This window comes from Rhodococcus parequi, from assembly GCF_046042785.1.
GTDB lineage: Bacteria > Actinomycetota > Actinomycetes > Mycobacteriales > Mycobacteriaceae > Prescottella > Prescottella parequi.
In genome coordinates, this window is the sequence record NZ_JBDLNV010000009.1 from 35862 (window position 1) to 62855 (window position 26994).

Consider the following 26994-nt stretch of genomic DNA (forward strand, 5'->3'; position numbering starts at 1 on the left):
CTACAGCCGGGTGAACTTCTCGCTGTCCGCGTCGAACTCGGTGAGCAGTTCGGTCGTCAGGGTCGGGCGGGTGTCGGCGATCGCCGCCAGATAGTCCTCGGTCGTCGCGGGTCGGCCCGACCGATCGGAGACCTCGCGTTCGAACGCGGCCTGCGAGCCCTTCCTCGACGCGAACTCGATGTCGGCGGGGGTGAACAACTCACTCGCCTCGACCAACCGCCCGAGATCGACATGGGCCGCGGAGGAACCGAGGTACCGCTGCCAGACCGCGTGCCGGGCCGGCTCGTCGGGCGGGCCGACCGGGATCACGTAGTCGAATCGGCCCGGACGCAGGAACGCCGAGTCGAGGGAATGGACCGAGTTCGTCGCGCAGACCATCAGCCGTCGCTCGCCCTCGCGGAACGCGGGAATGAGTTTGAGGAGTTCGTTGGTCACCCCGTGCGCCGGGTTGGTGGCGATTCCGGTCCGGGCGCTGGCGATCTCCTCGACCTCGTCGATGAACAGCACGACCTCCTCGAGCTCGGCGAGATCGGCGAACACCTCTCGGAGCGACGCCGCGAGGCCACCCTCCGACGACGCGGCGAGTCGGGACGGGAACAGTTCGACGAACGGCCAGTCGAGCCGGGAGGCGATGGCCTTCGCGAAGCTCGTCTTGCCCGTCCCGGGCGGGCCGAACAGGATCACCGCCTTGGGCGGCTGCACCCCGTATCGGTCGGCCAGGTCAGGGTTCTCGAGCGGTGAGACGATGCGGCGCTCGATCACCTCCTTGACCCCTTCCATGCCGGACATGGTGTGCCAGAGGCCGTCCGGCATGACCCGGCCGCCGAGCTCGCCGAGCAGCGTCTTGTCCGGGCCCGGCGGTTCCAGCAGTTCGTAGTAGACGAGGCCGTCGCGGCGGTGGTAGCCCGAGTGCTCGAACGCCGCGGAGCCGGTGGCGGCGTCGGGGAGCATCGCCGAGATGCGATGCGCGCCCGCGCTCCGCAGCCGCCGCTCGAGGTTCGCGAGCAGCGCGCTCCCGATGCCGCGGTTGCGCCAGCGGGATCCGAGTGCGACGAGCAGGATCCAGGCGCGTTCCCCGTGGACCTGTGCGACGGCCATGCCCACCAGTTCGTCGCCGACCGTCGCGACCACCGCGGGCTGTCCGGCCCGTGCCGCCGCCATTACTTCCGCGAGCGTGAACACCGGCTCCGGTGAGCCCGGGACCCGGCTCTGATCCCAGATCTGGATGGCCTGGTCCAGGTCGTCGTTCTGGAAATCGCGCAATCGCCACACCGGCATCTGTGGTCACCTCGATCCGATCGGTTCTCTACGTCGTCGGGTCTGTCGAGTAGACACCGCCGATGGGGCGCTGTCAGCCGGAGGCGCGAATCGCAACGACCGTGAGATCGGGGCAAATCGCCTGGTCATGTGGATTTCCGATCGCAATCCGCTGTGGTGCGACTCACCCGGTCGTTAGATTGTGGGTGGGTCTACTGCGACGCGTGGAGGCGATCGGCCATGACACCGGACGAACTCATGAACGAGGCGTGCCGACTCGCCATCGAGTCGGTCGAGAACAATTGGGGTGGTCCGTTCGGGGCGGTGATCGCCCGCGACGGCGAGATCGTCGCCCGCGGACAGAACCGGGTCCTACTGACCGGCGACGTGACCGCACACGGTGAGGTCGAGGCGATCCGGAAGGCCATCCAGGTGCTCAATGCGGCGGCCCCGAGCATCTCACGCGAGCACGTCGACGAGTCCACGCTGAAGCTCGTGCCGCGGCCGGAGGGGTCGCCGGATCGGGTGCCCGAACGGGCCCGCATGCTGATGGGGATGGAGCTCTACACGTGCGGGGCGCCGTGCCCGATGTGCATGAGCGCGATCTACTGGTCCCGGCTCGACGCGGTCTACTTCGCGAGCGATCTGCCCGCCACCAGCCACATCGGTTTCGACGACGCGTTCCAGTACGAGGACTTCTCGCGGCCACTCGACGAACGGTCCATCAAGATCGAGCAGTTGCGGGCCGACCTCGGCGCGGCGGCCTACGCGACATGGGCCGAGAAGCCCGACAAGCACCCGTACTGACATGGCGGGACCGGATCCGTCCGCACGCGGTCCGAGGCCCGCGACGGTCGTCGTCACCCATCGGTTGCGCCCCGGAACGGGCACCGACTTCCGGCGATGGCAGAACGAAGTCGATTCTGCGGCAGCGACGTTCGCCGGGTTCCTGGGCACGGAGGTCACGCCCCCGGCCGACGACGGATCCGAGTGGTCGGTGGTGTACCGCTTCGACTCGCTCGACCACCTGCGGGACTGGCTCGAGAGCGGCCGACGGCGAGATCTGGTCGAGCGCGCCGGAGAGATGTTCGTTGCGCCGCCGACCCAGAACGTTCTGGTCGAGAACGGTTCGCAGGCGGTGACCGTCGTGGTGTCGCATCCGCCGGTGCCCGGACGCGAGTCCGAGTTCCTGGCATGGCAACACCGAATCACCGACGCGGAGCGGAAGTTTCCCGGCTTCCGGGGCTCCGAGTGGCACCCGCCGATTCCGGGCGTGCAGGACGACTGGACGATTCTGTTCACCTTCGACACTCAGCAGCATCTCGACCGGTGGCTGGAGTCGCCCCAGCGTGCGGCGCTGCTCACGGAAGGTCGAGAGTTCAAGGACTTCACCGTGCGGCCCATCCCGAGCCCGTACGGCTCGTGGTTCTCCGCGGGCGGCGCCGGGGACGAGCAGGTGCCGTCGTGGAAGACCGCGTTGTCGGTGCTGGTGGGGCTCTACCCGCTGGTCGTGGTGCTCACGATCACCATCGACGAGTTGTGGCCCGGCGCGCCGCTGTGGGCGAGCCTGCTGATCGGCAACATCGCCTCGGTGTGCCTTCTGACCTGGGTGGTGATGCCGATCGTCACCCGCGCCCTGCGCTTCTGGCTGGAACCGGGGGACATGTCGGGCGGTCGCGTCGACACGATCGGGCTGCTGGTCTCGGTCGGGTTCCTGGCGGCCGCCGCGATCGTGTTCTGGCTGGCGACGACCGTGGTGTGGTCGCTGCCGTGAAACGGTGGCCGCCGGCTAGCCGGAACCCGTCACGGTCAACCACAGCAGCGCGACGTTGAGTGCGATGATGAGGCCGACACACAGCCAGGCGGCCGCGGTGGTGGCCGTGGCGTTGCGTTCGGGACCCATCAGCTCCGGGTCGGATGTCATCCGCACGAGCGGCACGAGGGCGAACGGAATGCACAGGCTCAGCACGACCTGACTGATGACGAGGGCGTAGGTCGGATCGACGCCGATCCCGAGCACGATCAGCGCGGGAATCAGCGTGACGACGCGCCGGGTGAGTACCGGGATCCGCATGTCGAGCAGTCCGTGCATGATCTCGGATCCGGCCGCGCACCCCACCGAGGTCGACGCCAGGCCGGACGCGAGCAGTCCGACGGCGAACACCACCGCGACACCCGGACCGAGCGACGCCTGGATGGCCGCGTGGGCGCCCTCGATGCTGTCGGTGCCGGGCACGCCGCGCAGCGCCGACGCGGCGAGTAGAAGCATGCCGATGTTGACTCCGCCCGCGACCACCAGCGCCGCCGCGACGTCCCAGCGGGTGACGCGCAGCAGGCGGTGGAGGCGTGGGCCGTGGCCCGCCGAGCCGTGCCGATCACGGGCGAGTGCGGAGTGCAGGTAGATCGCGTGCGGCATGACGGTCGCGCCGAGCATGCTGGCCGCGAGCAGCACGGTCTCGGTGCCCTCGAACCGGGGAACGAGTCCCGCGACGGCGTCGCCGGCCGACACGTCGGTGAACGCCAGTCCGGTGAGGAACCCGATCGTGATGATCGCCAGCAGTCCCATCACCACGAACTCGAACGTCCGCTGCCCGCGCCGTGACTGGATCGACAGGATGATCATCGACACGACGCCGGTGATCAGGCCGCCGACGAACAGGGGCAGACCGAACAGCAGGTGCAGGGCGATGGCGCCGCCGATGACCTCCGCGAGGTCGGTCGCGGCCGCCATCGCCTCGGCCTGCAGCCAGAAGGCGCGGCGATTGCCCTTCCGCAGTCGCAGACCCAGCATCTCCGGCAGGGATCGCCCGGTGACCAGGCCCAGTTTCGCCGAGAGGTACTGGATCAGCACCGCCATCGCGTTGGCCAGGACCAGTACCCAGATCAGGAGGTACCCGTACTTGGCTCCCGCGGTGAGATTGGCGGCTACGTTGCCTGGGTCGACGTACGCGATCGCGGCGACGAAAGCGGGGCCCATCAGCGCGACGGAGCGCAGGCCGGAGCCTCGGCGTCGTGGCGCCGAGGGGGCGTCGATCTCGGTGCTCACTGGACTCCGCTCGGTGAACTCTTCGGTGACGGTAGCGAGGACCGCGAGAGCTGCGATTCGCTATATCGCACTATAGAGTTCGGGTGCCCGAACTTCCAACCGAGGGGTGGCTGCCGAAACGCGATCGCCCCCTACCGGACACACGGTCCGAGAGGGGGCGATCGCGCTGGGTGCGCGCCGGGTCAGTGGAAGACCGACAGCGCGCGCTGGAAGCTGTCGATGCGCTGGACCAGGCCGTGCGTGCCGCCGTTGACGATGCGGGACACCGACTCGATGCTGCCCGAGTCCGACACGGCATTGAGGTTGCGGGACTGCCAGTACCACGCGGCGGTCTCGAAGGCGTTCTCCGGCGTCGCCATCAGTTCGGGGTTGGCGACGAAGTCGATGCCGAGGTACTGGCTGACGCTCTCGTAGTTGTGGCGCCCGGTCACCTGGATGGCGCCGCGACCCTTGAAGCGCTCGCCGTCGCCCGGTGCGACGTTGCCCAGGTCCGAGCGGCCCTCGTAGGCGCGACCGGACGCGTACTCCTCGAACGTGCGGAAGGAGTCGGACTCCACCACGAGCTGCGCGATGAACGCGGCCTTCCGCAGCGGGGTGTCGATGGCGGCCTTGGCCAGTGCCTCGTTGAGCGGCGCGACGTACTGTGCCAAGCGATCGGGCGCCACCTGCGGGACGATGTTCACCAGCTCGTCGAGCGTGACCGACGCGGGAGCCGGCGGCGGCGGTGGTGCCGGCAGGGCCGGCAGGGCCGGTTCCGGCACGACCCGCGCCTGCGGGACGGGGGCCGGAGTGGTCGAGGACTGGGGAAGCTCGAGTGCCTTCAGCAGTCCGGCGGTGTCCAGGAACTGCGCGGGAGCGGCGGGCAACGCCGGCGTCACGCTTGCGGAGGCGACCGGTCCGGTCGCGAGGTTGCCGGCGCAGAGCCCGGCGACAGTGGCGGTGGCGAGGACCGCGACACGGGCTCGCGACAGGAGTCCGCGCTGGGTGCCGGTCTTTCGATCGGTCGTGCAGTCAGGAGTGTTGTGCAAGGCTCATGCTCCGGCTGGGGGCTGCGGGGTGCAGCTACGTCGGGCGTGAACACCGGTATCATCGGAAGTGGTCGTCGTGGTCGAGACCGTCGGATCACCAGGTGGTCACGGCAATGTCACAACCAGATAACAGGCCGTTACCGAAGATCTTCAAGTCATCGAGACGAGTGCCACTTCGAGCCTCAAAAGTGATTCAGATCACATATCTGACGGCGTGTCGTTACAGGCTTTGTGCCCTCAATGCTGGTAGGCCAGCCTTTTTTGGGCGGTCGGATGGGAGTCCGGAACCTCCCGTCGTGACCTTCCGGGGGCCGGATCGGCCGCGTACGACAGCTCGGACGCTCCGCGATCGACGGGCATGCACCCGTCCGTGACATCCGTTCGTGATGTCACGGACCCACCGATACATGTCCGTGACCGCGGACTAGGCCCCGGAATCAGACCCCCGGAAATCAGCCGGGGACTCGGCCGGTGCCGAGGACCGCACACCGCCCGGGTCCGCCTATCCGCACGCGTGCGTCGGCCCGTCCGGACAGACGGGCGTCCCTAGGCGTCCGCGAACTCCAGACCACCGTCCGCGGTGGCGGGTACACGCCGGCGCAGCGGTGACCCCAGAGCACGGGCGAGGTCGCTGCCGTCGTGCTCGGCGAGCAGGTCGCCACCGGACCACACCAGCAGTGCCGCGCTGACGCTCTGTTCGGCCGTGGAGTGCGCCAAGTCGTAGTGCGCGCACCCCGGCACACCCGCGTAGGTGATCCAGAGGTCGTAGCCCGTCATGAAGAGGTCGAGATCGAACTGCACACTCAGGCCCAGCAGCTCGCTGCGTCCGTTGTCGTCGACACCGGCGAAGGCCTCGTCGAGCCCGAGCAGGCGGGGAGAGTGCGGATCGGCCGACGAGAGCATCACGTGCGCGGCCGCGAACAGGGGAAGGTGCAGGGACACCGACTGCTCGCCACCGGACAGGGCGCTGTGCCGCGCCACCGTCAACCGGTCCTCACTGCCGTCGCCACCGATGAGGGTGAACGAGAACACGCGCCACCGGCGGTAGTCGAGCGCCGACGCGAGGATCTCGGGGTACGACCGCTCCGGGTGCGCGGCCCGGGCGATCCGCACCTGCGCGGCGAAGTGCGCGCGGATCGTGGCCATCTCGTCGGCGCTGAGCGCCGAGGTCGCGCGGTCCAGCAGCTTGGAGACGGCCCGCGAGCTGTCGTCCAGGTTGTCCGCGAGCACCCAGTGCACGCCGATCGTGCTGCCCGAGGACATGCGGCGCTCCCGCATCTCGGCGCCCATCTGCGCGATCAGGTCGCGGGCGTCGGCGGTGCGCTCGTGGATCTGCTGGGCGAGGCCGGTCAGCAGCGCGTCCTCGAGGATGCGCCGCTCCGAATCGGTGAGCAGCACCTCCTGGTCCTGACGGGCCGCGCCGATCCGCGTCGCGAACTCGCCGATCGACGAGTACCCCTGGTCGTCCTGGACGCGCACGACCGTCAGCCCGTCCGGCGCGTCCCACTGCAGGCGGTAGTCCTGGCCGGCGGCGGCGAGCTGGGCGTCGAAGTCCTGCAGCGCGGCGGTGAGCGCCGAGCGGGTCGACTTCTTGGCGTTCTCGCTCGTGCGGACGGACGCGGTCGCGGAGTCCATCGCGCGATAGAGCGCCGACACTTCGGGCGGCAGGATCGGGGCGTCCGGGTCGCCCTCGGTGACGATCCGGTAGACGAGTTGGTCCGGGGTGAGCCACGCCGCGGAACTCTGCGGCCACGTGTGCTCGCCCTCGACACGGAGCAGGTCGAGCAGGTCGCGCCGCGCGTACGGGGCGAGCCGGTCGGCGTCGGTGCGGGTCTCGGTGAGGGCGCTGCGCAGGCCCTCGACCGCGGCGTTGTGGGCGCCCTCGGCCTTGCCGATCTGTTCGACGGCGGCGTCGTAGGCCTTGCGCGCGGCGCGCTGCTCGGTCTTGCACACCTCGATCCGCGCGCGGGCCTCTTCGAGATCGGCGTCGATCTGTTCGGCGCTCGCGCCCAGCGCTTCCCGCAGAGTCTCGAGCCGGGATACCTGCTGTGCGTAGTTCTCCTCGGCGACCGCGGCCTCCTCGACGAACTCCTCGGTGTTGCCGCGGGCCTCGTCGAGTCGGTCCTCGGCCTCGCGGTGGAGTTCGAGTTCCTTCTCGTGCTCACGGCGGCAGCGCAGAAGTTGCTCGCCCTGCGCCTCGAAGTGGCGGATCGAGGCGGCGAGCGCGTCGATCTCGCGGGCGTGGTGCGAGGCCCGGTGTGTGACCGCCACCGCGCGAAGCTGCTTCTCCTTCGCCGTGTGGTCGGCGATCGCCTGGTCCAACTCCTCGCCGGACGTCGCCGTCGACTCGGACCGCATGCGGAGCGCGCCTGCGGCCTCGGTGAGCTTCTTGATGGCGGCCAGCACATTCGACGTGCGCGGTAGTGCCTTGCCGGCGCCGGTCAGGCGGTCGACCACCGCGGCGGTCTCCGCCTCGGCATCGCGAGCCGCGGCGAGGGCTTCCTCGGCCGCCGCGATGTCCTGGTCGATCTCCTCGAGTCGCTGGGCGCGTCGGCGTTCGCGGGCCGTCGTGCCGATGTACTCGGCGTCGGCCTTGACGTGCCGACCGCGCTGGACGCCCTGTCGGAAGTGGCCGTCGACCCCGATCCCGACGACGGCGTCGCCGAGCGTGTCGCCGCGGTCGAGCGCGATCGACTCGAGGATGGCCTGCACGGTCGACTCCGGCACGCCCGCGTCGGGCTCGACCTCGAGGACATCGGCCAGTGTCGGGCCCGTCGGACGGCGGTCGCCGTCCAGGGGCGTGAGGTACTGCTCCGATTCGAGTTCGGGTGGCGGGCCGTCGCCGCCGAAGATCCATCCGTCCAGGAGGTTCGCGGCGGCGAGCGCCGATTCGACACCCGCGGCGAGCGCCGGGTCGGTGTCGTCGGCGAACCGCACCAGACGCCACAGGGGGGCGCCGGGCAGGTTGCTGCGGTCGCCGGTGCGGAAGGCGAAGCCGGCGGGGGCGTCGTCGTGCTCCGCGGCGACCAGCTTGCGGTCGGCCCGCAGAGACGCGATCCGTTCCTTCGCCGCGGTCTGCGCGGCCACGGCGTCGCGGCGCTGGGCGCGCTGTTCGTCGAGCGCCGACTGGGTCTCCTCGTGCAACACGGTCGAGAGGCTGGGGGAGTCGTCCTCGCCGGCCCTAGCGAGGGCGGCATCGAGACCGGCGAAGAGATCCGCGGACACGCCGATCGACGCGTACTCGGCCGAATGCTCGGTCCACCACGCCCGCAGTGCCGCGGCACAGTCGGCGCGGGCGAGTTCGACCGATGCCTCGGCCTCGGCGACCGCGGCCTGCGCCGCCTCGAGCAGTTCGCGCCCCTTGTCGGCGGCGCGATCGGCGCGGTCCCGCTCGGTACTCGCCTTCTCGACCGTGGCGAGTGCGGCGCGCACCGCCCGCACGTCACCGTCGCGTTCCTCGGCATGACCACGGACCGCGGAGATGATCTGGTCCGAGCGCGAGCCGTCCGGCAGCGGTGTCCACGCGATGCCGGCCTGCTCGGCGGCCTCGGCCAGTTCGGTCTCCGCACGCACCAGCGACGCGGTGGCGGCCCGCACCGATTCGGTTGCCCGCGTTGCCTCCCCGGTGCGCTGCTCGAGCGTGGCCTGAGCCTTGCGGGCCTTGTCGGCCTGCTGCTCGGTCGACAGCTTGAGTTGCGCGACCGCCGCCGCGAGGTCGTCGAGCTGCTGCTTGCCCTCGTAGGCGCCCGAACGCTGCAGCGTGTCGAGGTCGGCGCGGGCCTGCTCGAGAGCGCGTTCGGCGGCGGTGAACCGGTCCTCGGCGAGCAGGCGCTCCTCCTGCCGTGAGGACTGCAGCGCGACGGCCGCGTCGAGCACGGACTGGGCGCGCTCCACCGACTCGAGGCGTCGGGCGACCTGCTCGACATCGGTGCGGGCCTGCTGCGCCAGGTACTTCGAGTACACGGTCACGAAGCTCTGCGCGGCCTGGTCCGCGGCGGCCAGCCCCTCGAGGGCACGGCCCACCTCCTCCATGTCGCTGAAGGAGCGGGCGGCCTCGAGGACCAGTTGCTCGTCGAGGGGGCGCAGGCCGTCGGTGAGGGCCTGGGACAGACCCTTCGGGTCGAGGTTCTTCGCCAGCTGCGGCCGGCGCAACGTCAGGATCAGGTTGATCAGCTGGTCGTATCGTTCGGCGCCGAGGCCGAACAGGCGTGCGTCGATGGCGCCGCGGTAGTCGACGGGCCGGTCGGTGATGGCGTCGCTGCCGAGCTGTTCGGCGAGCTGCTTCTTCGTCAGCGGCCGGTCATCGTCGCCGAGCAGCGAGAAATCCACGCCGACGCGCCCGTCGGCGACGAAGTACCAGCGGGTGACCTTGTCGTTCTGCCGGCTTGCGCGCATGCCGATGCCGACGGTGACCGCCTCGGGGTCGTCCTGCGGTCCGCGGGCGAATTCCATCCACACGTACGAGTGCGCCGAATCCTGGCCCCGGTAGAGCAGGTTCGACTTCATCGTCCGCTCCTCGCCCGCGAACGGATTGAGGCGCCGGGGCTCGATGCGGCCGTCGAACACGAAGGGGAACAGCACCTCGAGCGCCTTCGTCTTGCCGGACCCGTTCGGGCCGCGGAGCACGAGCCGGCCGTCGGCGAACGAGAACTCCTGGTCGCGGTAGTCCCAGAGATTGATGATCCCGGCGCGGGTCGGCTTGAAACGCGCAGATGCCATGGACAAGGTGCCTCTACTTCTCTAGGAGTGCTGCTCGGCGGGAACCGGTTCGTGGAACAACTCGGACTGGGCCGTCCGGTCCCGGATGTTGACGACGACGCCGCGGAACCGGGCGATCGGTGGCAGCACGAGGACGCCGCCGTCGACGCTGTGGATCAGCCGGAGCCGGTCGAGGAGAGCGATCGCATTGCGGCGCAGGCCCTTGCGGTCGGCCTGCCACTGCGCTGCGAAGGTGCGCCCGAAACGGAGGACGAGTTCGTCGACCGCGGCCGTGATCCAGTCGTCGTCGAGCAGCGCGTACCGGGCGGGTTCGGCGGTGCCGTCGATGTTGGGGTCGTCGTATTCCGACGGGTCGGCCGCGTAAGGGTCGGCCAGCTGCTCGAAGATCCCGGATTGCGGGATCGCCGAGTCCAGCCGCTCGACCAGCTCGGCCTGGTCGGTCGTCGGTAGCGGGTGCCGGGGGAGCGGCGGGGCGTCGAGATCGAGAACCCGATCGGCCATCTCACCGGCGAGCAGTAGCGCAACCTGCGCAATGGTGCCGGTGCTCGGGAAGCGCACGTCGGACATCCGGCCCGACGGGTCGATCATCGCGATGCCCTCGGCGCGGCGTTCGGCGACCAGGCCCGTGAGGTCCTCGACGTCGGCGGCCGTGCGGGGCAGCGCCAACTGCAGTTGCTCGTCGTCGGTGAGACTGTCGGCGTACACGACGGGGCGTTCGACCAGCGCGCGACGCATCCGGCGGGCGGTCTCGCGGGCATCGGTGGGACGGTAGGAGGTGATGTCGTCGTCGCCGGGTACCGCGTCACCGGCGAGCAGCGAGCGCACCGACGTCACGTGTTGCAGCGCGCGCGGCGGGCGGAACAGCGCCACGACGACGGACCGGTCGATGTCGTAGAGGGCTTCGCCCGCATCGGGGTTCGACGCCCACCCGCCCGCGTCGCCGTCCGCGAGGACGATCGCGCCGCGCGCGGCGAGCCAGCCGACGGCGTCGACGAACGCGTCGCGGTCGGCTGCCCGGTCGGTGGACAGCGCCACACCGGGCACCTGGGCGGCCTCGGTTGCGACATGATCGGCCAACTCGGACAGTGTGATCTGGTTGCCGGCGCGGCCCAGGGCGGCCAGGGCGAGGGCGAGGTAGGCGTACCGGTGCCGGTCGAAGGCGCGATCGTTGCCGGTGCGCGCGGGTGCTCCCGACTCGAGCCGGTCCGCGACGGTGAACAGGCGGGCCGTGGTCTCGGTGACCTCGAGCCGGTATCCGAACAGCTCGAGCAGGTCGTCGCGCAGTTCCGTGGCCCACCGTCGCAGCAGCGGAAGCGCGAGACGATCGGGATAGGTCTGTGTCACAAGGTGATTCGAGAGAATCACTCGGGCGGCACGCTGATACGAATCGAGGTCCAGCGGGGAAACGGAACGGTTTCTCATCGGACGCTCACTCGCAGTCCGTCCAGGTGGAGCTTTCCGCGTGCCGTCTGCACGACGGTCGATTCGCCGTGCGGGCTGAGCGTGAGTTTGACGCCGTTCTCCGATCCGGTCGAGCTGGGTACGGATCCGGTGACCGGCACCCGTGCGGTCAGGGCGGCGTTGAGCAGGCTGAGGAGGACGTCGGTCTCCTGCTCGTCGAGCACCCGGTCGTAGGCGCCGGACGCCGCCAGCGACGACGCGGCGATCGCGCGGGCCCGCTGGCCGGCCAACTGCTCCTCACGGAGTCGACGGATGCTCCCTTCGTTGCGCTGCATGCGCGACGGCATGCCGGGCTGCCCGGCCCGGCCGGTCTCGGCGAGCGTGCGGGAGATCTCCACCGGCGTCGCGTCCCACCACGAGCGGGACTCGGGGATGATGTCCGCGTCCGGGTGCACCATCGACAGGTGCCGCGGCCGGCCCAGGTCGAAGACGAGTTGGAACAGGGCGTGGGCCGAATCCTCGTCGGGGGTCGCGGCGAACCAGCCGGCGAGGTGTCGCAACTGACTCTCCCGGCTCACGCCGCCGCGGCGGGTCTCGGTCACTCGGCGCAGCAACGACAGCACCGCCGCGATCGCGCTCATGGTGCCCTCGCGCAGGCGATCGGACTCACTCGGCCCGGAGGTCGCGACGAACCACTGGGCCAGGCCGGACCAACGAGCCCGCCAATCGGATTCGCGCTCCTCGCGGGAGAGGAAGACGCGGTCGTCGCTGGCGGCGGCGCGGGCGATCAAGGCTTCGATCCCGGTCGCCTCCACGTTCTCGATCGCCGCACCGAGCTTGGGGGCGTACCGCGCGAGGTCGGAGCTGAACTCGCGCATGTGGCTGAGCAGTGCGTCCTTGTGGGAGAGGAAGGCCTCGGGAGTGATCTCGGTGGTGCGCACCAGGTCGCCGAGCATCAGGTAGAACTGCGCGGCCCGGGCGGCCATGTCGGTGAGTGTCGAGTCCAGACGGGCGAGCTTGCGGTAGATGAGGTCGCCGTCGCCGCGGCGGTTCGCCTGGGCGAGTTCCTCGAGGTCGGACAGCAGGTCGGGGAGCGCGAGACGTGACAGCGTCGCATCCTCGAGGCGCGCACCCAGCAGGTCCTCCACCGCACGGAACGCGAGGTAGCCGGCCTGGCTGAACTGGTACACGAAGTGGCGGTTCCGGTACTCCGCGAGTGTCGCCGCCCGGCTGCCGTCGTAGCTCCGTTCGAGCACGCCCCACGTGTGCAGCTGCTCGAGCAGCGGAGTGATCTCCCCGGAGGTGAGTGCCCCGGACGGCTCCGCGCCGGTGATCCGCGCGAGGATGTCGGCGACCTCGCCGGCATGCAGCAGCACGACGTAGTTGGCGCGCGCGTGGTCGAAAGCGCGCATCACCCACAGGTAGTCGGTGCGCTTCTCCGCCGTGGTGAAGGAGAACAGCCGCAACCGGTCCTCGCGCGCGGCGAAGTCTGCGCGCGAGGACGTCACCTCCGTCGCCGCTGCCACAGCCGCGGCTGCCGCGACGGACGCGCGCGGGTCACCTGAATCGCTCACCGTGACAGCCTAGGACGTCGGTCGGGTCGTGAGCGAACACGCCGGTCGGTCACCTGTTCCGGCGTAACTCGCGGCGCCAGGCCGACTCGTCCGCGCGCAGCGCCGTCAGCTGGTAGTCCGCGGCATCGGGATGCCGGAAGGGTCCGGCGACCAGGTCCGCGTACGCGTGGGTCGGGGCCACACAGCGCAGTCCTGCGCGGATCTGCATGCGTTCGAACACGACCGCCGACCAGGGCGTCGCGATCACGACGTCGCCGCCTCCGTCGACCGGGCGCAGGTCGAATTCCGATGCGAAGGCATCCACGTCGTCGGCGTACAGCTCGAGCACGTCGGCGTGCGCGTAGTCGGTCGCGCCGATACCGGTCACCGCGTACCCGAGGTCGCCGTTGCTCTCCGCGAGTCGTGACCGCAAGTCGTCGAGGCCGTCGGGCGAAGCGAAACGCCTTGTGGGGCAGGGCTTGCGGTCGGTCGCCCACGCCCGCAGCATGTGTTCCCAGCGGACGTCGGTGACCGGACCGCGCGGCATGCGGCTGAGTAGTTCCCGCTCGAAGAGGACCTCCACGACGCGGTACGCGGCGCCGGTCGACGCACCCGAGAGCTTGATCAGTTCCGGCACCGACACCTCGCCGACGTGATCGGCGAGGGCGCGCACGATCCGCTCGGACGGCTCCCCGGTGAGGACGCCGGATGGCCGGCCCGGGCCCCGCCAGGGATCCGCGTCCGCGCCCCGGTTCCGCACCCAGATCGCAGGACGGTCCGCGACGAGCGTGAGATTTCCGGTCGCGTCGGCGTAGGAGATGCCGTGCCCGTCGAGCTGCCGGCGCACCGGCTCGGACAGGTAGTGGGCGCACACGAATCCCCGGTCGCTGTCGGTGAGTTCGGTGGCGATGCGGGCGATGTCGCCGCTCAGGACGCCTTTCGACGTGATGATCGAGTACGACACGGTGTCGCCGTCGGGGGCGGTGACGAGGAGGCGGTTGGGCGCGGCGGGGGAGCGGGGACGGTCGGCCGACACGCTCCAACCGTTCGGCAACGCCGCTTCGAGCCACGACACCGCTCGCCGGTAGATGTCGATGCTGCGCTCGGGCCGTGGGTTCGGTGCAACGTCCGTGATGCTCACTTTCGTCACACTAGTCACTCTGTGCACTACGGAACCGTCAGAAACACCGAATTGCGTCCGCGTGTCGTGAGGAGGTCTGTAGGCGACGGAACCGGTGGAATAACGGAATCCTGGTCTCACCGCCGCATCACTCGGCCGCGCGTCTCGAGAAAGAGCCAGGGACGACGGGGCGGTCAGTCGGTGCGCGGGTCCCGGGGCGTGGGGTTCCGGGGCATGAGGAGTGGCGGCACCAGCGCGAGGAGCAGCGCAGGCACGAGGAAGCTCGCACTCGGATGGGCCGCGTAGAGCGGGGTGAGAGTGAGCGGCGCGAGCGCCGACCCGGAGAACCGGAACGACTGCACCACCGATACCGCGCCGCCCCGATTGCCGCCCTCGGCGCCGAGAACGGCGGCGTTGACGCCGACCAGGAGGAACTGCGACGCGACCCCGGCCACGAACCAGGCGATCGCCGCGACCGCGACGTAACCGACGGTGCCGGCGACGGCCACCAGGGCCGCTCCGGCGATGGCGCCGAGCAGGACGGTCCTGCGGGGGCCGATCCGATCGATCAGCGTGCCGACCGGGCGGGCCGTGAGGATGCCCGCGACGCCGAAGCCCGTCAGCAGGAGACCACGGGCGGCCGGGCTCATCCCGAACACGTCCTCGGCCCGGAAGGCGAGCAGGAAGCCGAGGCCGCCGAGCGCGCCCCAGCCCAGCAGGGCGACGACGCCCACCCGGAGAACATCCGGCCGGAGAGCATCGCGAAGTCGGGCGGTGGTGTCCGCCGGGATGGTGCGGGCGGCATCGGGCAGTCCGACCGCGCCGAGCAGGCCGGCGACGACGGCGATCGCGAGGAAGGCCAGTCGCCAGTCGACCTCGGCGGCCAGGCCGCCGATCAGCGGCGCGCTGGTCTGGCCCGCGGCCTGGAGGGCGCCGAACGTTCCGAGCGCCCGGCCCAGCTGCTGCTGCGGCGTCATCGCCGCGAGTGCCGCCAGCAGCAGGGGAGTGGTGAACGCGTTGGCGCAGCCCTGCAGCACGCGGGCGCCCAGGAACAACTCGAGGGTCGGGGCCGCGAAGCAGGCGAGGGACGCTGCCAGGTACGCGCCGTACGCGATGCGCACCGTGCGCATCCGGCCCCAGCGCGCGCCGAGCGTGCCCGAGACGAGCATGACGAGGGCGAACGGGAGTAGATAGGCGGTGAGCGAGGACGCCGCCGCGGCGGCGTCGGTCCCGAGCCCGTCGCCGATCTCGGGGAGCATCGACGTGACGACCCCGCCGCCGAAGGGGCCCAGGAAGCCGCCGGCGTACAGCGCCGATCGTTGCAGCGCCGCGCGCGGCCCGGCGGTGCCGTCCGGTCTCACGCCCCGAAGCGACCCGGTCCGCGGCGGCGCAGATAGCGCTCGAACTCGGCTGCGAGGGCGTCCCCGTCGATCTTCGAGATCGCGTCGGAGATGTCGGTCTCCGCGTCGCCCCGCTCCTCGAGCGAGCGCACGTACTCGGCGATCTCCTCGTCGTCACGCGTCATCTCGGAGACCGATTCCTCCCAGTCCTCCGCCTGGTTGGGGAGGTCGCCGAGCGGCACCTCGATGTCGAGGACCTCCTCGACGCGCTGGAGCAGTGCGACCGTCGCCTTGGGATTGGGTGGTTGCGAGACGTAGTGGGGAACGGCGGCCCAGAACGAGACCGCCGGAACGCCCGCCTTGACGCACGCGTCCTGCAGCACGCCGGCGATCCCGGTCGGGCCCTCGTAGCGGGACTTCTCGAGGCTGAACTGTTCGGCGGCCTCGATGCTGTGCGCCGTGCCGGTGACGGGTACCGGCCGACTGTGCGGGGTGTCGGCGAGGAGGGCGCCCAGGATCACCACGGTGTGCACGCCGAGTTCCTCGACGAATTCGAGCAGCTCGTCGCAGTAGCTGCGCCACCGCATGTTCGGCTCGATACCGCGCAGCAGCAGCACATCGCGGTCGCTGCCCGGCGGGGTACACAGCGACAGCTGGGTGGTGGGCCAGACGATCTCCCGGGTGACGCCGTCGACCTGCCGGATGATCGGCCGGTTGACCTGGTAGTCGTAGTAGTCCTCGGAGTCCAGCTCGGCGAGCGGCTTGGCGTCCCACGTCAACTCGAGGTGCTCGACGGCCCCGCTCGCGGCGTCACCGGCGTCGTTCCAGCCTTCGAAAGCGGCGATCAGCACGGGATCACGCAGGGGTGGCACGTCCGCGTCGGTTTCGTCCGGAGCGGAGGTGTCGGGGAACTCGGGTGAACTCACCCACCCAGCCTACGACCAGCACCCGACGAGCCGCCCACTACTCTGGACGGCATGTCTGCACCATTCCACTCTGCCCTGCTCGATGCGCTGAAGCAGCGCGTTGTGATCGGCGACGGCGCCATGGGCACGATGTTGCAGGCCGCGGATCTGACTCTCGACGACTTCCTCGGGCTCGAAGGCTGCAACGAGATTCTCAACGAGACCCGTCCCGACGTGCTGCGCGACATCCACCGCGCGTACTTCGAGGCCGGCGCCGACGCGGTCGAAACCAACACTTTCGGTTGCAACCTCCCCAACCTCGCCGACTACGACATCGCCCACCGCATCCGTGATCTGTCGGAGCGCGGCACCCGGATCGCCCGTCAGGCCGCGGACGAGATGGGGCCCGGCCGTGACGGCATGGGGCGCTTCGTCCTGGGCTCGATGGGCCCGGGCACCAAGCTGCCCACGCTCGGTCACGCCCCGTTCGCGGTCCTCCGTGACGCCTACACCGAATCCGCGCTCGGCATGATCGAGGGCGGCGCCGACGCGATTCTCGTCGAGACGTGCCAGGACCTGCTCCAGGTGAAGGCCGCGATCATCGGCAGCCAGAACGCGATGGAGAAGCTGGGCCGTCGCCTGCCGATCATCACGCACGTCACCGTCGAGACGACCGGCACGATGCTGCTCGGCAGCGAGATCGGCGCCGCGCTCACGGCGCTCGAGCCGCTCGGAATCGACATGATCGGCCTCAACTGCGCCACCGGACCGGACGAGATGAGCGAGCATCTCCGGCACCTGTCGCGGCACTCGACGCTGCCGGTGTCGGTGATGCCGAACGCCGGTCTGCCGCAGCTGGGTCCGAACGGGGCCGAGTACCCGCTGTCCGCCGAGGAACTCGCGATCGCGCTGTCGGGTTTCGTGAGCGAGTTCGGTCTGTCGTTCGTCGGCGGATGCTGCGGTACCACCCCCGAGCACATCCGCCAGGTCGCGGCGGCCGTCCGCCAGGTCGAGAAGGCGAAGCGCACGCCGCAGCCGGAGGACGGCACGTCGTCGCTGTACCAGGCGGTGCCGTTCGACCAGGACGCGTCGATCCTGATGATCGGTGAGCGCACGAACTCCAACGGCTCCAAGGCGTTCCGCGAGGCGATGATCGCCGAGGACTACCAGAAGTGCATCGACATCGCCAAGGACCAGACCCGCGACGGCGCGCACATGCTCGACCTCAACGTGGACTACGTCGGACGCGACGGGGCGGCCGACATGGCTGCGCTCGCAAGCCGCTTCGCGACCGCGTCGACGTTGCCGATCATGCTCGACTCCACCGAGCCGGAGGTGCTGCGGGCGGGCCTCGAACACCTCGGCGGGCGGTGCGCCGTCAACTCGGTGAACTACGAGGACGGCGACGGTCCGACCTCCCGCTACCAGCGAATCATGAAGCTGGTCAAGGAGCATGGCGCCGCCGTGGTGGCGCTGACGATCGACGAGGAGGGCCAGGCCCGCACCGCCGAGCACAAGGTGCGGATCGCCGAGCGGTTGATCCAGGACATCACCACCACCTGGGGGCTGTCGCAGTCCGACATCATCATCGACGCGCTCACCTTCCCGATCTCCACGGGACAGGAGGAGGTCCGCCGCGACGGCATCGAGACGATCGAGGCGATCCGTGAGATCAAGCGGCGCTACCCGGACGTCCACTTCACGCTCGGCATCTCGAACATCTCGTTCGGCCTCAATCCCGCTGCGCGACAGGTGCTGAACTCGGTGTTCCTGCACGAGTGCACCGCGGCCGGCCTGGACACCGCCATCGTGCACGCCTCGAAGATCCTGCCGATGGCGCGCATCCCGGACGAGCAGCGGGAGACCGCGCTCGACCTCGTCTACGACCGTCGTCGCGAGGGCTACGACCCGCTGCAGAAGCTCATGGAGCTGTTCGAGGGTGTGTCGGCGGCCTCGGCGCGCGAGTCGCGGGCCGAGGAACTGGCGGCGCTGCCGCTGTTCGAGCGGCTCGAGCGGCGCATCGTCGACGGTGAACGGAACGGTCTCGAGGCCGATCTCGATGCCGCGATGCTCGAGCGCCCGCCGCTCGAGATCATCAACGAGACGCTGCTGTCGGGCATGAAGACCGTCGGCGAGCTGTTCGGGTCGGGCCAGATGCAGCTGCCGTTCGTGTTGCAGTCCGCCGAGGTCATGAAGGCGGCGGTCGCGCATCTCGAGCCGCACATGGAGTCGACCGGCGACGACGGCAAGGGCCGCATCGTGCTCGCGACGGTCAAGGGCGACGTGCACGACATCGGCAAGAACCTGGTCGACATCATCCTGTCGAACAACGGGTACGAGGTGGTCAACATCGGCATCAAGCAGCCGATCGCGACGATCCTCGACGTCGCGCTCGACAAGAAGGCCGACGTCATCGGCATGTCGGGCCTGCTCGTGAAGTCGACGGTCGTGATGAAGGAGAACCTCGAGGAACTCAACGCGAAGGGTGTCGCGGAGCAGTTCCCGGTCCTCCTCGGTGGTGCGGCGCTCACCCGTTCGTACGTCGAGAACGACCTGTCCGACGTCTACCAGGGCGAGGTGTCGTATGCGCGGGACGCATTCGAGGGACTGCACCTGATGGACACGATCATGGCAGTCAAGCGCGGGGAGGGACCGGCTCCGGACAGCCCGGAAGCGATCGCCGCCGCAGAGAAGGCAGCCGAGCGCAAGGCCCGGCACGAGCGCTCGAAGCGGATCGCGGAGAAGCGCAAGGCCGAGTCGGCGCCGGTCGAGGTACCGGAGCGGTCCGACGTCGCCGCCGACATCGTCGTGCCGACCCCGCCGTTCTGGGGTACCCGGATCGTGAAGGGCATCGCGCTGGCCGAGTACTCGGGCCTGCTCGACGAGCGTGCTCTGTTCCTCGGGCAGTGGGGCCTGCGCGGACAGCGGGCCGGCGACGGCCCGACGTACGAGGAGCTGGTCGAGACCGAGGGACGTCCGCGCCTGCGGTACTGGCTGGACCGGCTGAGCACCGAGGGTGTGCTGCAGCATGCCGCCGTCGTGTACGGGTACTTCCCGGCAGTGTCCGACGGCGACGACGTGATCGTGCTCGAGTCGCCCGAGCCGGATGCGCCCGAGCGGTTCCGGTTCACGTTCCCGCGTCAGCAGCGCGACCGGTTCCTGTGCATCGCGGACTTCGTGCGGTCCCGCGAGGATGCCCGCAAGGACGGCCAGGTCGACGTTCTGCCGATGAACCTCGTGACGATGGGGCAGCCCATCGCGGACTTCGCGAACGAGCTGTTCGCCGCGAACTCCTACCGCGACTACCTCGAGGTGCACGGCATCGGCGTCCAGCTCACCGAGGCGCTGGCCGAGTACTGGCACCGCCGGGTCCGCGAGGAACTGGTGCTGCCGAGCGGCCACAACCTGGCCGAGCAGGACCCGTCGAACGTCGAGGACTTCTTCAAGCTCGAATACCGTGGTGCGCGTTACTCGTTCGGATACGGCGCGTGCCCCGATCTCGAGGATCGACGCAAGCTCGTCGCGCTGCTCGAGCCGGACCGGATCGGCGTCGAGCTGTCCGAGGAAGTCCAGCTGCATCCCGAGCAGTCGACCGACGCGTTCGTCCTGCATCACCCGGAGGCCAAGTACTTCAATGTTTGATCGAACATCGGCAGTGTCGGGCCGTCCGACCGGCACCCTGCGGGCCGTTCTGTGGGACATGGACGGCACGCTGCTCGAGTCCGAGAACCTGTGGGACATCGGGGTCCGCGAGCTGTCGCTGCACCTCGGTGGTCCGATGTCGGAGGAAACCCGGCAGGCGACCATCGGGGCGTCCAGTTACAACGCGCTGATCACGGTGTTCGCAGCCCTCGATCTCGATCCGCATCCGGACGCGCTCGCGGATGCCAAGCACTGGCTGTACACGCGGATGGGGAAGCTGTTCGAGGCCGGTCTGCCCTGGCGGCCCGGTGCGCAGCAGGCGCTGCGCACCGTCCGTGCGGCGGAGTTGGGGTCGGCGTTGGTGACCAACACCGACCGCGAGCTGTGCGAGTTCGCGCTCGACACGCTGGGCCGTGAGCACTTCGACCACTCGGTGTGCGGTGACGAGGTCCCGGAGGGCAAGCCCGATCCGGCGCCGTACCTGCGTGCTGCACACCTGCTCGGTGTCGATCCCGTCGACTGTCTCGCCGTGGAGGACTCGCCCACGGGCGCGGCCGCGGCGGAGGCAGCCGGCTGCACCGTCCTGGTGATCCCGTCGATCACCACGGTGCCCGAGTCGCCGCGGCGGATCTTCCGCACCACGCTCGAGGGCCTGACCGCGCCGGACCTGTTCGCGCTGCATCGGCAGGAGGTTGCCTGACCGTGGCGACCCCGAAAATCGTTCTGTTCTACCGGTTCACGCCGCTCGCCGACCCCGAGGCGATCCGACTGTGGCAGCAGACGCTCGCGGCGTCGAACAACCTCACCGGCCGGATCCTGATCTCCGAGCACGGCATCAACGCCACCGTCGGCGGTGATATCGCCGACGTCAAGCGGTATGTGCGCGGAACCCGTTCGTACGCACCGTTCAAGGACGCCGACATCAAGTGGTCCGACGGCACCGGGGACGACTTCCCGCGGCTGTCGGTGAAGGTCCGTCCGGAGATCGTCACGTTCGGTGCCCCGGACGAGCTGAAGGTCGACGCCGACGGTGTGATCGCCGGCGGCGTCCACTTGTCGCCCGGCGAACTCCACGAACTCGTCGACCGGCGCGGCGACGACGTCGTGTTCTTCGACGGTCGAAACAGGTTCGAGGCCGAGATCGGGCGCTTCCGCAATGCGGTCGTCCCCGACGTCGCCACGACCCGGGACTTCCTGTCCGAGCTCGACAGCGGCCGGTACGACCACCTCAAGTCCAAGCCCGTCGTCACCTACTGCACGGGCGGTGTCCGGTGCGAGGTGCTGTCCGTCTTGATGCGCAACCGCGGGTTCGAGGAGGTCTACCAGATCGACGGCGGCATCGTCCGCTACGGCGAGGCCTACGGGGACGAGGGCCTGTGGGACGGTGCGCTGTACGTGTTCGACAAGCGAATGAACGTGCAGTTCACCGACAATGCCGTGACCCTCGGCGCGTGCACGCTGTGCCAGGCGCGGACGTCGCGGTACCGCAACTATCCGGACGCGGGCGGCCGCGAGTTGGTGCTCGTGTGCGAGTCCTGCGTGCCCGACGCCTGAGCGGCCGACGATGGCGCGCGCCCCTCTCCCGGTTCGGGACGGACTCGGTCCGGACCGGATCCGGATGCCCGCCGAACCGGCGGCACCGACCGTCGTCGAGTTCCTGACGACGCACCATCCCGGGGAGGACTGGGCGGGACGGATCGCCGCGCGCGAGGTGGTCGACGAGCACGGCCGGATCGTCGACCATGGCACCCGGTACCAGCTGACCCGGTTCGTGTACTTCTACCGGGAGCCGGCGCCGGAGGTTCCGGTCCCGTTCGCCATCGACGTCCTGCACCACGCGGACGGCCTGGTCGTCGTCGACAAGCCACACTTCCTGTCGACGATTCCGCGCGGGGCGCACATCCGCGAGACGGTCGTCGTGCGCCTGCGGCGGGACCTGGCACTGCCCGACCTGGTGCCGGTGCACCGCCTGGACCGGATGACGGCGGGGGTGCTGCTGTGCACGGCCGACCCCGGCCTGCGCCGGTCGTATCAGGAGATGTTCGAACGCCGGAGGGTGCGCAAGGTGTACGAGGCGATCGCGCCGTACCTCGAGGACGTCGAGTTCCCACGGACCGTGCGAAGTCGGATCCGGAAGGTTCACGGCGAGCTCACCGCGTACGAGGAAGCGGGAGAACCGAACTCGGAGACGCGGATCGAGTTGGTCGAGCGACGGGGCGAGCTCGCCCGGTACCGGCTGCATCCGAGGACCGGCCGGACCCACCAGTTGCGGCTGCACCTGAACTCGCTCGGCGCGCCGATCGTCGGCGACAACTTCTACCCGCAGTTCCGGCGCCGCGATCGCGACGACTTCACCGACCCGCTGCGGCTACTCGCGCGGAGCCTCGAATTCGACGATCCGGTCACCGGCGAGACCAGGCGGTTCGAGAGTCGACGGGTCCTGGAGTACTGAGTGCGGGCGGCTCGTCGCCTCGTGAGACAATCGATACCCGTGAAGACCTTCGAATCCCTGTTCGCCGAGCTGACCGAGCGCGCCGCCTCCCGCCCCGAGGGATCCGGCACCGTTGCCGCGCTGGACGCAGGTGTCCATGCGCAGGGCAAGAAGGTGCTCGAGGAGGCCGGCGAGGTTTGGATCGCCGCCGAACACGAGACCGACGAGGCACTCGCCGAGGAAATCTCTCAGCTTCTGTACTGGGTCCAGGTTCTGATGGTGGGCAAGGGGCTCGAGCTCGAAGACGTGTACCGACATCTGTGATCGCCGCACCGAGCCACTGACACCCCTGGGTTCCTGATACCCATCCCCGGAAGGACCACCCCACATGCTGCGCGTCGCAGTACCCAACAAGGGATCGCTCTCCGAGTCCGCGAGTCAGATCCTCACCGAGGCCGGCTACCGTCGCCGGACCGACTCACGTGACCTGACCGTCCTCGACCCGACCAACAACGTCGAGTTCTTCTTCTTGCGCCCCAAGGACATTGCGATCTACGTCGGCTCCGGCGAGCTGGATCTCGGCATCACCGGCCGCGACCTGTCGCTCGACTCCGGCGCACCCGTCGACGAGCGTCTCGCGCTCGGCTTCGGCGGTTCCACGTTCCGGTACGCCGCGCCGGCGGGCAAGGACTGGAACGTCGAGGACCTCGGCGGTCTGCGCATCGCGACGTCGTACCCGAACCTCGTGCGTGCGGACCTCGCCGCCCGCGGCCTCGAGGCCACCGTCATCCGTCTCGACGGCGCCGTCGAGATCTCGATCCAGTTGGGCGTCGCCGACGCCATCGCCGACGTGGTCGGCTCCGGGCGGACGCTGCGCCAGCACAACCTCGTCGCGTTCGGCGAGTCCCTGTGCGACTCGGAGGGCGTGCTGATCGAGCGCCAGGGCTCGGACCGCTCCGACAAGGCCCGCAATCAGCTGATCGCCCGCGTGCAGGGTGTCGTGTTCGCGCAGCAGTACCTGATGCTCGACTACGACTGCCCCAAGACGGCGCTCGACGAGGCCGTCAAGGTCACGCCGGGTCTCGAGTCGCCCACCCTCTCGCCGCTCGCCGACGAGAGCTGGGTCGCGGTGCGGGCGATGGTGCCGCGCAAGGGCCACAACGCCGTCATGGATCGGCTGGCCGACCTGGGCGCGAAGGCGATCCTCGCCTCCGACATCCGGTCCTGTCGCGCGTTCTGACGACGCTTCTCAACGCTTTCGGCGGCGGTGATTCCCCTCGGGGAGTCACCGCCGCCGATGTCTTCGGGGGCTAGCGGGCCCGAACCTGGACCGTCTGGTTGATCCTGCCCACGGCGCCGGTCTCGTCGTAGATGACGCCGGCGCACATACCGACCCCGTCCGGGCCGTACGACGTCTCGGACGACAGTCCGATCCACTCACCGTCGGGCACCCGGAACAGGTGCACCGTCAGATCGGTGTTGAGGAAGGTCCACTCGCTCGGATGGATCTTGGCTCCGACGCCGTTGGAGACGTCGACGACCGTGAAGAGCCGTTGGACCGGGCTCAGCGACTCACCCTCGACGAGAACGGGATCGGGGCGGGCCCACACCTGGCCGGGACCTTCGCAGCCGATCTCCTTCAGCCAGCGCCAGTCCAGGCTCGTGACGAAGCCGGAACCCCAGAACGGTCCGTCCATCGGGAGCTCGTGGCCCTCGGACACCGGACGCAGCGGTGCGTCGGCGGTGTGCGCGACGGCCGCGGTGTCGACGGTCTCCATGCGCCACCCGGTGCCCCGCGCGACGGCGCGGGCCGTGCCGTCGGGGCCCGCGGCCCACAGCTCGGCAACCACCAGCTCGACGCGCCGGCCCGGGCGCTCGACCCACGAGCGCACCTCGATGTCGCTGATCGGGATGGGGCCGAGGATCTCGATGACGACGCGGGTCAGGCGCGTGTCGGGCCGGGCGGTGCAGCGCTCGAGCGCACGCACCAGCAGCGCCGACGGCGGGGCCCCGTGCTGCATCGTGTCGGCCCAGGTACTGGCGGTCAGCGGTGTGGATGCGAACCTCTCGACACCGTCCTCCGCGCTTCCGAGCGGTACGTAGTAGGCCAGATCGCTCACTCGACTATCTCCTCGAACTCCGAACTCTCCTCCGAGGGGACGTCCGGCCAGCCGGGATACGGGGGCGGTGTTCCACCGAAGGCCGGGCAACGCGTCTTATGGTCGCACCAGTCACACAGGCGCCCCGGGTTGGGGCGAAAGTCACCCGTGGCGCCCGACTCCGTGATCGCCTGCCAGATCGCCGACAGCGTGCGCCCGAACCGCACCAGCTCGTCCTCGTCCGGTTCATAGGTGAGAATCTGGCCGTCCCCGAGGTAGAGCAACTGCAGCCGCGCCGGCACCACCCCGCGTGTGCGGAACAGGACGAGAGCGTAGAACTTCATCTGGAACAGCGCCTTGGACTCGCTGATCGCCCACGGGGCCCGGCCCGTCTTGTAGTCGACGACACGGATCAGTCCGGTGGGGGAGACGTCGATGCGGTCGACGAAGCCGCGCAGCAGCACCCCGTCGTCGAGTTCGGTCTCCACTCGCATCTCGCACGACTCCGGTTCGAAGCGCGTCGGATCCTCGAGTCGGTAGTAGTTCGAGACCAATCGCCGCGCGTCGGCCAGGAACTGCCCGCGGTCGCCGGGGCCGATCACGTCGGCGAGCTCGGGCGAGTCGGCCAGCACCCGATCCCAGGCCGGTTCGACGAGTTCCTCGGCCCGCTCGGACACCCGGTGGTCGGCGGGCAACGCGAACAGCGCCTCGAGTGCCGCATGCACGACGGTACCCTTGAGCTGCGCCTTCGACGACTTCTCCGGGAGTCGATCGATAGCGCGGAAGCGGTACAGCAACGGGCACTGCTTGAAATCGCCCGCCCGCGAGGGGGACAGCGCGAGCCGGCGTCCACGTCCGCGCGTGTGCCCCTGGTCGGCGCCTTCGCCCTCGGCGGCAGGGGGCATCGGAACGGTCATCGTCACACCTGGCAGGCTATGCGCTGGGTCCGACACGGTGTCGGGCACGGTCGACGACAGGAGTGGGCACGAGATGGCATCAGGCGGAATGGGACGTAGCGGACCGTTTCAGGTCGGTGACCGCGTCCAACTCACCGATGCCAAGGGGCGCAAGTACACGGTGGTCCTGGAACCGGGCAAGGAGTTCCACACGCACCGCGGCGGAATCCTGCACGACGCCCTGATCGGCACCGACGAGGGCAGCGTCGTCACCTCCACCAACGGGACTCCGTACCTCGCGCTGCGGCCGCTGCTCACCGACTACGTGCTCTCGATGCCGCGCGGCGCGCAGGTGATCTACCCCAAGGACGCTGCGCAGATCGTCCACGAGGGCGACGTCTTCCCCGGAGCGCGGGTGCTCGAGGCCGGCGCCGGCTCGGGCGCGCTGACCTGCTCGCTGCTGCGCGCCGTCGGACCGACCGGCCGGGTCACGTCCTACGAGGTGCGTGAGGACCATGCCGAGCACGCGGTCCGCAACGTCGAGACGTTCTTCGGTGGACGGCCCGACAACTGGGATCTGACGATCGCCGACCTCGCCGAGTACGACGCCGACGTCCACGGCAAGGTCGACCGCGTCGTGCTGGACATGCTGGCGCCGTGGGACGTGCTGCCGGCGGTGTCGAAGGCGTTGGTCCCCGGCGGCGTCCTGGTCGTCTACGTCGCGACCACGACGCAGCTGTCCAAGGTCGTCGAGGCGATGCGCGAACAGGAGTGCTGGACCGAGCCCCGGTCCTGGGAGTCGATGGTGCGCGGGTGGCACGTCGTGGGGCTGGCGGTGCGTCCGGAACACCGAATGCAGGGACACACGGCGTTCCTCGTCACCGCCCGACGCCTCGCCGAGGGCACCGTGACCCCCAAGCCGCAGCGACGTCCCAGCAAGGGCTGATCGCTCGCTCCACCGACGGAAAGGGCCTGTCGCGCGAATCAGCGCGACAGGCCCTTCGTGTTCCGTGGGTCAGGAGCAGCTCAGCCGGCCCATGCCGAAGATCTCGCACGTGCTCGCGTCGGAGACCACCCACTCGCCGTCCTTCTGGACGAAAGTGACGGGGACCGGCGCGCCGCCGTGCGGGCCGGCGATCTGCGTGGTCGCGACGACGTTGTCGCCCTCGACGGCGACCTCGTCGACCGTCGCCGTCAGCGGGTAGCCGGCGAGGACACCGTTGAACTGCTCGAGTGTGGCCGTGCGGGCGGTGCCGTTCTCGATGACGGCAGCCTTCTGCTCCGTGGTGGTGGCCGGATCGAAGAAGATGGCCAGCTGACCCTGCAGAACCGCCGCCTCGGGCGCCGCCGCGCCGGTCTCCGAAGCCGCACTCGTCGTGGCCGAGACGGCCGATGTCGTGGAGCTCGCTGCCGTGTCCGACGAATCGTCCGAGCTGCAGGCAGTCATTCCGAGGGCGGCAACCAGCACGCCGGCGGCGACGAGGGATTTGCGGATGAACACGGTGAGAGGCCTTTCGGTTCGGGAGGCCCGATCGGGAACGACCGGCCGGTAGAAAG

Annotated in this window: 21 protein-coding genes; 9 read left to right on the forward strand and 12 right to left on the reverse strand. The window is 69.8% G+C overall.

Annotated features, from left to right (window positions below; genetic code table 11):
• Positions 1-1278: an ATP-binding protein gene (locus ABEU20_RS22585; RefSeq protein WP_420166618.1), complete on the reverse strand. Its 1278-nt coding sequence runs from the start codon at positions 1276-1278 to the stop codon at positions 1-3.
• Positions 1279-1497: 219 nt separating this feature from the next.
• On the opposite strand from ABEU20_RS22585, the gene ABEU20_RS22590 reads away from it, so the two are divergent.
• Both ABEU20_RS22590 and ABEU20_RS22595 read left to right on the forward strand, forming a co-directional pair.
• A complete protein-coding gene (locus ABEU20_RS22590; RefSeq protein WP_420166619.1) occupies positions 1498-2064 on the forward strand; it encodes a nucleoside deaminase in 567 nt (188 codons plus the stop codon).
• 1 nt (position 2065) lies between these two features.
• Positions 2066-3031, forward strand: a complete 966-nt coding sequence (locus ABEU20_RS22595; RefSeq protein ID WP_420166620.1) for an antibiotic biosynthesis monooxygenase — start codon at positions 2066-2068, stop codon at positions 3029-3031.
• 15 nt (positions 3032-3046) lie between these two features.
• Here the strand turns inward: ABEU20_RS22595 and ABEU20_RS22600 are convergent, their stop codons facing one another.
• The 8 genes from ABEU20_RS22600 to ABEU20_RS22635 form a co-directional block, all read right to left on the reverse strand.
• A complete protein-coding gene (locus ABEU20_RS22600; protein ID WP_420166621.1) occupies positions 3047-4303 on the reverse strand; it encodes an Nramp family divalent metal transporter in 1257 nt (418 codons plus the stop codon).
• Positions 4304-4485: 182 nt separating this feature from the next.
• Positions 4486-5331: a glycoside hydrolase family 19 protein gene (locus ABEU20_RS22605; RefSeq protein ID WP_420166622.1), complete on the reverse strand. Its 846-nt coding sequence runs from the start codon at positions 5329-5331 to the stop codon at positions 4486-4488.
• Between the two features lie 546 nt (positions 5332-5877).
• Positions 5878-10050, reverse strand: coding sequence for a TIGR02680 family protein (locus ABEU20_RS22610; protein WP_420166623.1), 4173 nt, complete (start codon positions 10048-10050; stop codon positions 5878-5880).
• A 21-nt stretch (positions 10051-10071) separates the two neighbouring features.
• A complete protein-coding gene (locus tag ABEU20_RS22615) occupies positions 10072-11472 on the reverse strand; it encodes a TIGR02678 family protein (RefSeq protein WP_420166624.1) in 1401 nt (466 codons plus the stop codon).
• Positions 11469-12917: a TIGR02677 family protein gene (locus ABEU20_RS22620; RefSeq protein ID WP_420166769.1), complete on the reverse strand. Its 1449-nt coding sequence runs from the start codon at positions 12915-12917 to the stop codon at positions 11469-11471. The genes ABEU20_RS22615 and ABEU20_RS22620 overlap by 4 nt, the downstream gene beginning before the upstream one ends.
• Before the next feature lie 157 nt (positions 12918-13074).
• Positions 13075-14145 (reverse strand): hypothetical protein, encoded by a 1071-nt coding sequence (locus tag ABEU20_RS22625; RefSeq protein ID WP_420166625.1) that lies wholly within the window; start codon positions 14143-14145, stop codon positions 13075-13077.
• Between the two features lie 173 nt (positions 14146-14318).
• Entirely contained in the window at positions 14319-15485 is a 1167-nt protein-coding gene (locus ABEU20_RS22630) for an MFS transporter (protein ID WP_420166626.1), read from the reverse strand.
• Positions 15482-16390, reverse strand: coding sequence for a PAC2 family protein (locus ABEU20_RS22635; protein WP_420166627.1), 909 nt, complete (start codon positions 16388-16390; stop codon positions 15482-15484). The genes ABEU20_RS22630 and ABEU20_RS22635 overlap by 4 nt, the downstream gene beginning before the upstream one ends.
• Positions 16391-16441: 51 nt before the next feature.
• Between ABEU20_RS22635 and metH the strand changes: the two genes are divergently transcribed.
• The 6 genes from metH to hisG all read left to right on the forward strand — a co-directional run bounded on the left by metH (position 16442) and on the right by hisG (position 23682).
• The gene (metH, locus tag ABEU20_RS22640; protein WP_420166628.1) at positions 16442-20011 is read left to right on the forward strand and encodes a methionine synthase; all 3570 of its coding nucleotides are present in this window, start codon (positions 16442-16444) and stop codon (positions 20009-20011) included.
• Complete coding sequence (locus ABEU20_RS22645; RefSeq protein ID WP_420166629.1) at positions 20004-20711, forward strand: HAD family hydrolase; 708 nt, start codon at positions 20004-20006, stop codon at positions 20709-20711. The genes metH and ABEU20_RS22645 overlap by 8 nt, the downstream gene beginning before the upstream one ends.
• Positions 20712-20713: 2 nt before the next feature.
• Positions 20714-21565, forward strand: coding sequence for an oxygen-dependent tRNA uridine(34) hydroxylase TrhO (trhO, locus tag ABEU20_RS22650; RefSeq protein ID WP_420166630.1), 852 nt, complete (start codon positions 20714-20716; stop codon positions 21563-21565).
• Between the two features lie 10 nt (positions 21566-21575).
• The gene (locus ABEU20_RS22655) at positions 21576-22463 is read left to right on the forward strand and encodes a pseudouridine synthase (RefSeq protein WP_420166631.1); all 888 of its coding nucleotides are present in this window, start codon (positions 21576-21578) and stop codon (positions 22461-22463) included.
• Between the two features lie 21 nt (positions 22464-22484).
• Positions 22485-22766: a phosphoribosyl-ATP diphosphatase gene (locus ABEU20_RS22660; RefSeq protein ID WP_456300337.1), complete on the forward strand. Its 282-nt coding sequence runs from the start codon at positions 22485-22487 to the stop codon at positions 22764-22766.
• A gap of 64 nt (positions 22767-22830) precedes the next feature.
• Complete coding sequence (hisG, locus tag ABEU20_RS22665) at positions 22831-23682, forward strand: ATP phosphoribosyltransferase (RefSeq protein WP_420166633.1); 852 nt, start codon at positions 22831-22833, stop codon at positions 23680-23682.
• Positions 23683-23752: 70 nt separating this feature from the next.
• On the opposite strand, the gene ABEU20_RS22670 is transcribed toward hisG, so the two are convergent.
• Together ABEU20_RS22670 and ABEU20_RS22675 are read right to left on the reverse strand one after the other, a co-directional pair.
• Positions 23753-24562 (reverse strand): thioesterase family protein, encoded by an 810-nt coding sequence (locus ABEU20_RS22670; protein ID WP_420166634.1) that lies wholly within the window; start codon positions 24560-24562, stop codon positions 23753-23755.
• Positions 24559-25446: a RecB family exonuclease gene (locus ABEU20_RS22675; protein ID WP_420166770.1), complete on the reverse strand. Its 888-nt coding sequence runs from the start codon at positions 25444-25446 to the stop codon at positions 24559-24561. The genes ABEU20_RS22670 and ABEU20_RS22675 overlap by 4 nt, the downstream gene beginning before the upstream one ends.
• 85 nt (positions 25447-25531) lie before the next feature.
• Between ABEU20_RS22675 and ABEU20_RS22680 the strand changes: the two genes are divergently transcribed.
• Entirely contained in the window at positions 25532-26383 is an 852-nt protein-coding gene (locus tag ABEU20_RS22680) for a tRNA (adenine-N1)-methyltransferase (protein ID WP_420166635.1), read from the forward strand.
• A 69-nt stretch (positions 26384-26452) separates the two neighbouring features.
• On the opposite strand, the gene ABEU20_RS22685 is transcribed toward ABEU20_RS22680, so the two are convergent.
• Complete coding sequence (locus ABEU20_RS22685; protein WP_420166636.1) at positions 26453-26938, reverse strand: nuclear transport factor 2 family protein; 486 nt, start codon at positions 26936-26938, stop codon at positions 26453-26455.
• Positions 26939-26994 lie beyond the last annotated feature (56 nt).